This is a genomic window from Helicobacter rappini (assembly GCF_900198625.1).
GTDB lineage: Bacteria > Campylobacterota > Campylobacteria > Campylobacterales > Helicobacteraceae > Helicobacter_A > Helicobacter_A rappini.
On the sequence record NZ_FZPK01000029.1, the window covers coordinates 1 to 6,630 of the forward strand.

General features: G+C 31.0%; 10 protein-coding genes. All 10 read right to left on the reverse strand.

The window, feature by feature from the left end; translation table 11 throughout:
• Positions 1–113: 113 nt before the first annotated feature.
• Positions 114–335 (reverse strand): hypothetical protein, encoded by a 222-nt coding sequence (locus C6H17_RS12910; protein ID WP_005220061.1) that lies wholly within the window; start codon positions 333–335, stop codon positions 114–116.
• On the reverse strand, positions 332–526 hold the full coding sequence (locus C6H17_RS12915; RefSeq protein WP_005220062.1) for a hypothetical protein: 195 nt from the start codon (positions 524–526) through the stop codon (positions 332–334). Before C6H17_RS12915 ends, C6H17_RS12910 begins: the two co-directional genes overlap by 4 nt.
• Entirely contained in the window at positions 508–1,029 is a 522-nt protein-coding gene (locus tag C6H17_RS06485) for a hypothetical protein (protein WP_005220063.1), read from the reverse strand. Before C6H17_RS06485 ends, C6H17_RS12915 begins: the two co-directional genes overlap by 19 nt.
• 53 nt (positions 1,030–1,082) lie before the next feature.
• The gene (locus C6H17_RS06490) at positions 1,083–1,556 is read right to left on the reverse strand and encodes a hypothetical protein (RefSeq protein ID WP_005220064.1); all 474 of its coding nucleotides are present in this window, start codon (positions 1,554–1,556) and stop codon (positions 1,083–1,085) included.
• Positions 1,557–1,580: 24 nt separating this feature from the next.
• On the reverse strand, positions 1,581–2,624 hold the full coding sequence (locus tag C6H17_RS06495; protein ID WP_005220065.1) for a D-Ala-D-Ala carboxypeptidase family metallohydrolase: 1,044 nt from the start codon (positions 2,622–2,624) through the stop codon (positions 1,581–1,583).
• Positions 2,625–2,654: 30 nt separating this feature from the next.
• Positions 2,655–3,092 carry a hypothetical protein gene (locus C6H17_RS06500; RefSeq protein WP_005220066.1) on the reverse strand — a complete coding sequence of 146 codons (438 nt, stop codon included), beginning with the start codon at positions 3,090–3,092 and terminating at the stop codon, positions 2,655–2,657.
• Positions 3,089–3,994 carry a M23 family metallopeptidase gene (locus tag C6H17_RS06505; RefSeq protein WP_005220067.1) on the reverse strand — a complete coding sequence of 302 codons (906 nt, stop codon included), beginning with the start codon at positions 3,992–3,994 and terminating at the stop codon, positions 3,089–3,091. Before C6H17_RS06505 ends, C6H17_RS06500 begins: the two co-directional genes overlap by 4 nt.
• 81 nt (positions 3,995–4,075) lie before the next feature.
• Positions 4,076–4,543: a hypothetical protein gene (locus tag C6H17_RS06510; protein ID WP_005220068.1), complete on the reverse strand. Its 468-nt coding sequence runs from the start codon at positions 4,541–4,543 to the stop codon at positions 4,076–4,078.
• 182 nt (positions 4,544–4,725) lie between these two features.
• Positions 4,726–5,235, reverse strand: coding sequence for a hypothetical protein (locus C6H17_RS06520; RefSeq protein WP_005220069.1), 510 nt, complete (start codon positions 5,233–5,235; stop codon positions 4,726–4,728).
• 19 nt (positions 5,236–5,254) lie between these two features.
• The gene (locus C6H17_RS06525) at positions 5,255–6,196 is read right to left on the reverse strand and encodes a hypothetical protein (RefSeq protein ID WP_040462934.1); all 942 of its coding nucleotides are present in this window, start codon (positions 6,194–6,196) and stop codon (positions 5,255–5,257) included.
• Positions 6,197–6,630: the final 434 nt, after the last annotated feature.

The window sequence follows — 6,630 nt, forward strand, 5'->3', positions numbered from 1 at the left end:
TGTAATTCCTTACCATTGAAGTATAGAGATAGGGGAGAGTTATAATCTAGTTTGGTATGGGTGGTATAATTCTTTACTTTAATAGGCTGGTGCTTGTTTATAGGCAAAGATAACTAAAGTATAATCTCCTTGTGTAAGATATTGGAGTTGTTGGGAGGATTATCTTTAGAGTTTGGTTGATTTGATAGTGCATTGCTGTGAGATTGTTGTAAATATTCTTTAGGATTAAATGTTATTATATTTCCCTTATAAATATCATTTGGGAGTTCATAATAATCTATATCTTTTTGTAGCCTTGTCTTGTTTGGATTATATTCTTTTGTAGGGAGTATCATATATATGCCCATTGAATGAGGTTATACCCATAATAGATAGCTTCACATTCTAAGGTAATATCTATCTTTAATGGCTTTTGTGTATTGTTTATCCTTATTTCAAGGATAGAATCTGTGTTGTCTATCTTTTCATATTTTTTAGAGTGGATTCTGTAATATGTTGCATACAAAGTTACCAATCTACACTCCATTGATGTATAACCTCAATATAATCTTTTGTTTGTGTATAAATCGTGATACTGCCACTATCATACCCCATATTAATAACCCAAAATCTCCCCATATTATCCCAAACATAGTAGCTTCCTACTTCATCATCTTTATTGCTTTCTTCCTCTCCATAGTCATACATATTGACATTTTTTTGCAGTTTTTGCTCTTTTGCCTCAAATATCTTGTATGCTTCTTCTATACTTGTGGCTTTGATAAAATATTTTCTTATCCCTACTTCTTCACTATTTACCTTACCACAAGGAAATTCATAGCCTTTAGCCGGATACTTACATAAATCTATAAAAGCTAGTTTCTTACCAGAATCTAGTGAAAGTTTTGATGTATCATAAGGCACTAAAAAGACTTGGGTAAAAAATTTTTCTCTCTGTCCTATCATCTCATTGGCTTTATCTTGACTTAGATTCACAACTCCTGCATAAACATTTCCTAAACACAACAGAAATAATACAATCCACTTCATTGGCTTACTCTCACTTTTTTGTTATTCTTGCGTTTTTATCTTGCAATTAGAGACTAATCATTAAAATAAAAATTTCTTACCTCAATGCGTGTCTGTGTAGAATCTACCTGTCTAAAGCTATAATATACCACACCATTTTCATAGCCTATGCTTAAGACCATAAATTTAGGATTGACAAATTCATAGACAATATTGATTGTATCATTATATAGCTCAAGATTATCGTATTCATATTGTAGATTTTGTGTAGGTAAGCTTTCCTTAAAAGCCTTTTTATCAGGGTGATTAGCAATGAATTCTTGATACGCATTCTCTAAATTAGCCTCTATGACGTATTCTTTAAGTATCTTGTCTGCACAAGTAGAAATGCTACTATCCTTAACAAAGCTGTGTCCATCAAGAATCTCTTTACAAGGGATATTGTGATATTGGAGCCCTAATTCTTTATCAGTCTTTAATACCGCATTTTGTGCATTGAGAATATTTATAAACCCAAATACCAAGCCTATGTAAAATAAAAGTTTCATTTTTGCTCCTTTTTCATTGGTGTATTAAATCTTATCTAAATCGCTAATGCTATTTAAGAATGGGCAATTATTTGCTTGTCCATTAGGTGAGTATCTATACTCTGTTTTCTCTACCCACTGATTACCATATTGCATTCTCCTATTTGCAACATACTTATCATCAAAAATGGCACAATGTAGCCAAACAGAATTTTTGTTTCTTTCGATGATAATTTGGCTAAAAGTCTTGTCTCTATCTATACCTTGTATTCTTTCTGCTGGATTACTACTATATAGGGCTTTATAAATCAATTTTAGTCCTTCTTTAGAGGATATGCCATTTTTAACAAAAATCATATCAGCCGCAGAAGCACTTAAATGTTGTGATGTTTTAGAAGCATTAGGTTCAAGCTTTTTGTTTAATTCAGGGCATCTAACTCCAGAGGTAATTTGTAGCATATAGCCATTATTTAGAGCAAATTGTCTAATTTTTTCAAGTTCTGTACATAGCTTTTTCAGTTGTTTGTTATTTTCTAGTTGCATTGCAAATTTCTTGTTTAAATCTATATACGTTTGTCCATAACTTGTTTGTATCATATCTTTAACCCAAAAATGCTCACTCAATCTTTCCGACAATTCCTCCCCATACCCCACCTCTAGCCCCACTTCATTTAGTCCATATTGATTTTGATATTCTAGCAATACATTTGCTAACTCACAGAATCTATCATCTATGAGTATTTCAAAATCAATGATATTTTGTGTGTTATGATTTGTAAGTGTTGCTTTATTATAGCCATCTTTATCTGTGATATAAAGCCTATAAGATTCTTGTGGTTTAATAATCATTGGGATATTATCTAGCTTAACTTTATACTTTTTAGATTCTATAATAGAATCTTTTGGATTATTTAAACTTAAAGGATCTAATTTAAAGCTTTTATCCCCCTTCACCTCTCCCCATTCTAGTATTTGTAATTCTTTACTATTGAATTTAAGTGATAAAGTAGGTTTATAATCTAGTTTGGTATGTGTAGTATATTTTTTTGCTTTATAAGTTGGGGAATGTAAATGTATCAGCTTGTTCATTTTTATTCTTCTATGTAAGATAAATTTACATCACAACATTGAAGTATGGTTAAAAATCTCAACACCATTGGGTGTTTTTATATAGGTTTTTATGCTTTCTTCCACTTCAACTGTATAAGTAACTATGAGCTTATTTTTGCTTTTTATAAATATTACTTCCACCTTATAATCTTGATTATCCATTGTAATCACAAAGGTTGTGTTTAGGCTCTCTTTAGGCATACCCAAAGCAAGAATTTTTTTATAAATCAACGCTCTTATTTCATATTTTGGAAATTGGATTTCTTTTTGTAAATCTTGCTCAAAGGCTTCTTTGATACTAACATTAGGGATAAAATCTTTATTAGCAGAGCATTCATAATCATTACCGCAAACTTCTTGCTGATATGCAGAATCATATTCTCTTTCTATCGCTACTTGGGCATACGCAAACACCAAAAATCCAAACAACACAATCAATTTTCTCATTTATCCCTCCCTTTACTATCAAAAGTATTTTTATATCCTTCTTGCAGAATCTCTAGCGGGTCAGCTATATCATCTCTTCTTTGAAAAGCATTTTTGCCTTTCATCGTCAAAACTCCATTGCCTTTAACATCATCTCTAGTGCCATTGGTATAAAATTCAAAATGTAGCATATAATTTTTAATGCCATTCATTTTTCCTGTTTTTCCAAGGATTTGTCCTTGCTTTATTTCATCTCCATCTTTAACCAAAATGGAATTTTTATCCATTTCTCCATACCTAATAATAAATTTTCCATATTGAGAGGTTTCATGTAAAACGGTTATTTGATAAGTTCCCTCATAAAAATTTTTTTGTTCCAATACTTTTCCATCTGCAATCGCAATAACTTCGGTTAAAGGGTTTGTATATAAATCCCTTGCTGCGTGTTTTCTTGTTCCGCCACTTCTGCGGCTACCATAAACACTTTGACTTGCATTTTTGTCTGTAGAATTCTTAATACTCCAATCATAACTCAATCCTTTATCATTCAATGGCTTTACTTTAAGCGGGAATATAATTTCATTGTTTCTTTCATACCCCACCTCTAGCCCTACCTCATTTAGTCCATATTGATTTTGATATTCTAGCAATACATTTGCTAGTTCGCAGAAACTATCATCTATTAAAAGCTCTGTATTGATTATATTTTGCGTATTGTTATTTGTAATAACTCCTATTTTATTCTTGCTTTCATCATATATATCTAGGGAATATATTTTTTGAGATAAAGGAATGTGTGCTAGATTTTCTATCCTTACAAAATACTTTTTAGATTCTATAATAGAATCTTTTGGATTATTTAAACTTAAAGGGTCTAATTTAAAGCTTTTATCTCTTTTCACCTCTCCCCACTCTAGTATCATTACTTCTTTACCATTGAATCTAAGGGATAAAGAGGGTTTGCAATCTGGCTTGGTGAGAGTGGTTGTTAAACAAGGATAAATCTACTCTTCTACTTCTATTTGAGATTTACACAATGTGTATTGTTTCACATCATTTGTATAAAACCTTATTCCAAATTCATCTTTGACAGAGAGCATATGGTCATTAAGTATTTCAACATCAAACACGCTAAATTCTTGTGAGTAAGAAGTAGTGTTTTGTATAGGTTCATTTAAACACTTACTAACACCTATTTCGTTACAATTATGTGGCACAGAAACAGCTTTTATGGATATATGATTATTTTTTGTTTGCACATTTATAATTTTCAAGCTTGCAGCCTCCATAGCAAAGTTACGAATCATTTTTTGCAATTTTTTATTTAATCTTAGGCTAAATCCGCTTATATCAGCTACTAAGCAATTTTTGCCACTCTCTTTATTTATTTCATAAAAATTTGTATCCCATAAATCCATTGTCTGTGCGTTGAGAAAGATTGTTAGAGATATATACAGCATTAGCTTTTTCATTGGTTTGCTCCTTATATTTAGTTTATATTAACCCGCACTTGCGTTACAATGTAATTTTTCTTACTTCCTATTTGTGTTTGTCCACTCAACACAAAATTAGATTGTATGTATAACCTATTGTTGTCGCTTGTTCCCCATTGATATTTTCTTTCATTAATACTATGTGTGCCAACTTCATAGATTTAATATACAGGGATACCAAGTTCCTTTGCTCTTTCTGCTTTGATATAGAAATTCTTTTCATATCCATACTTTTCATTGATACTATCTATATCAAATGTTTTATACCAATACACCAATACAGAATCTCTTAGCGGTTCTAATACCCATTTCTCCACTTCCCTTTTCTCCAATGTGCTTTCTGTTTGAATCCTGAAAATATAACTTCCCTTGTGCTTTCTCACAGAAATAGAATCTTCTAGTAAATAGTCCGCCATAAAATATCGATATGCAATTGTATTATTTTGTGCATCAAGCATAATATAATCGGGCTCAATTTCTCCATCATACGCTTGTGGCTCTGTATTGTGTATCACAAGGCATTCTGTATTTTTAGAATCTATAAATATTTCTTTACATTTTTCATTTTTATTTGGCTTTTCTAATAAAATCCATTTGCCATAATATGTCTTTGGCAACACATCGGCAAACATAATATTTATAGAGAATATCGCTAGTATTAGCCTTTTCATTGCTTCCTCCTTGTAAGTTTTAGTGTTTATTTTTTCTAATTTGCGTTACGACAAATTCATACTGCTTATTTGTCTTGCGATTTATGACTTCACTTGTGCCACGCAGTGAATTATCAGCCTTAAGATACAATTTATTTTCATCACTTATGCCTTTGTTTTTATATCTTGTGCCCACATCATAGAATCTATAAAATAAGCCTTTAGTATCATAACCCCTACCCACGATTACAATGTAATGGTCGGTGGCATAATCTGGAGCATTATATCTATCTCTATTGTTATGAATCCTTTTATCATAAGTATGATCTACTCCCACTAATACAGGATAACCGGATTCAAGTTCGGAATCCAAATATGCTATCCCATCTTTTGCTTCATGGGTAATTTTTATATATTCAGATTGTCTTGTTGTATCAAAATTTCCATCGATTTTGCTTGCTTGAGTTCCTTGTAAAATTGGTGCTGATATATTAACCCTTCCTTGTGAATCTTGCTTTAAATCCAATCCTTTTTCCGTAGCAACAATATATTGATTGGTTTTGTAGCCAGAAACACTACCAAGCTTACTCCTTTGTAAAATTTCATAACAAGTAGCAAAACACGCCGTATTACCAGCTTTTGCTCCCATACCCTCTTTTGTGTTATCAAACTGCGAAATCCACTCTACAACTCCACCATTTGGCGTTATTTGTCCTCTCAAATCAATCTTGCTCTTCCTTTCCCCATACCCCACCTCAAGTCTTACTACCATTCTACCCTTATCATCTTGAATAGATTCTAAAACCTCTTTATATTCTTCTTTGATAGATTCTAAGACTTTAAAGAATCTCGTGTCTTCTTTAGCTAAGTCTATCCCTCCATTATCGCCATAGCTTTCTCCTCCATGAATATAAAAACCTTTATATACCCCTAGCGTTATAAAAAACACTCCAAATGCCCTAAATACCGATACTCTAAACACTAAGCAAAAAAGCCCTTTTTACTTTTTGTGTATCCTTTTTTCATTACTACATAAAATTACAAGTAAAATAACACATATTTTAAAGATTTTAACCCTTTAAAATACCATTCAATTATAACTAAAAATACAAGTAATTTTTATATGATTTTTGCATTAAGTTTATAAGTTACATTTTCACTTTACAAAGTGTTACAAACTAAGCAATACAAAATTACAAATTAATTAATACTTTGATACAAATTAAAATTACACACAATACAAAAACATTAAAGACTAGATACAAACTTAATAAAACATACAATACAAACATTACTAACAAACAAAAGATTAAAAGATACATTAAAAACATAAAAAGGTATTAAAACATGATTTGTATTTAGATTGTGATTAGCTTGTAATAAATGTATGATTAAGTTATGCAAGTAATATTAAAG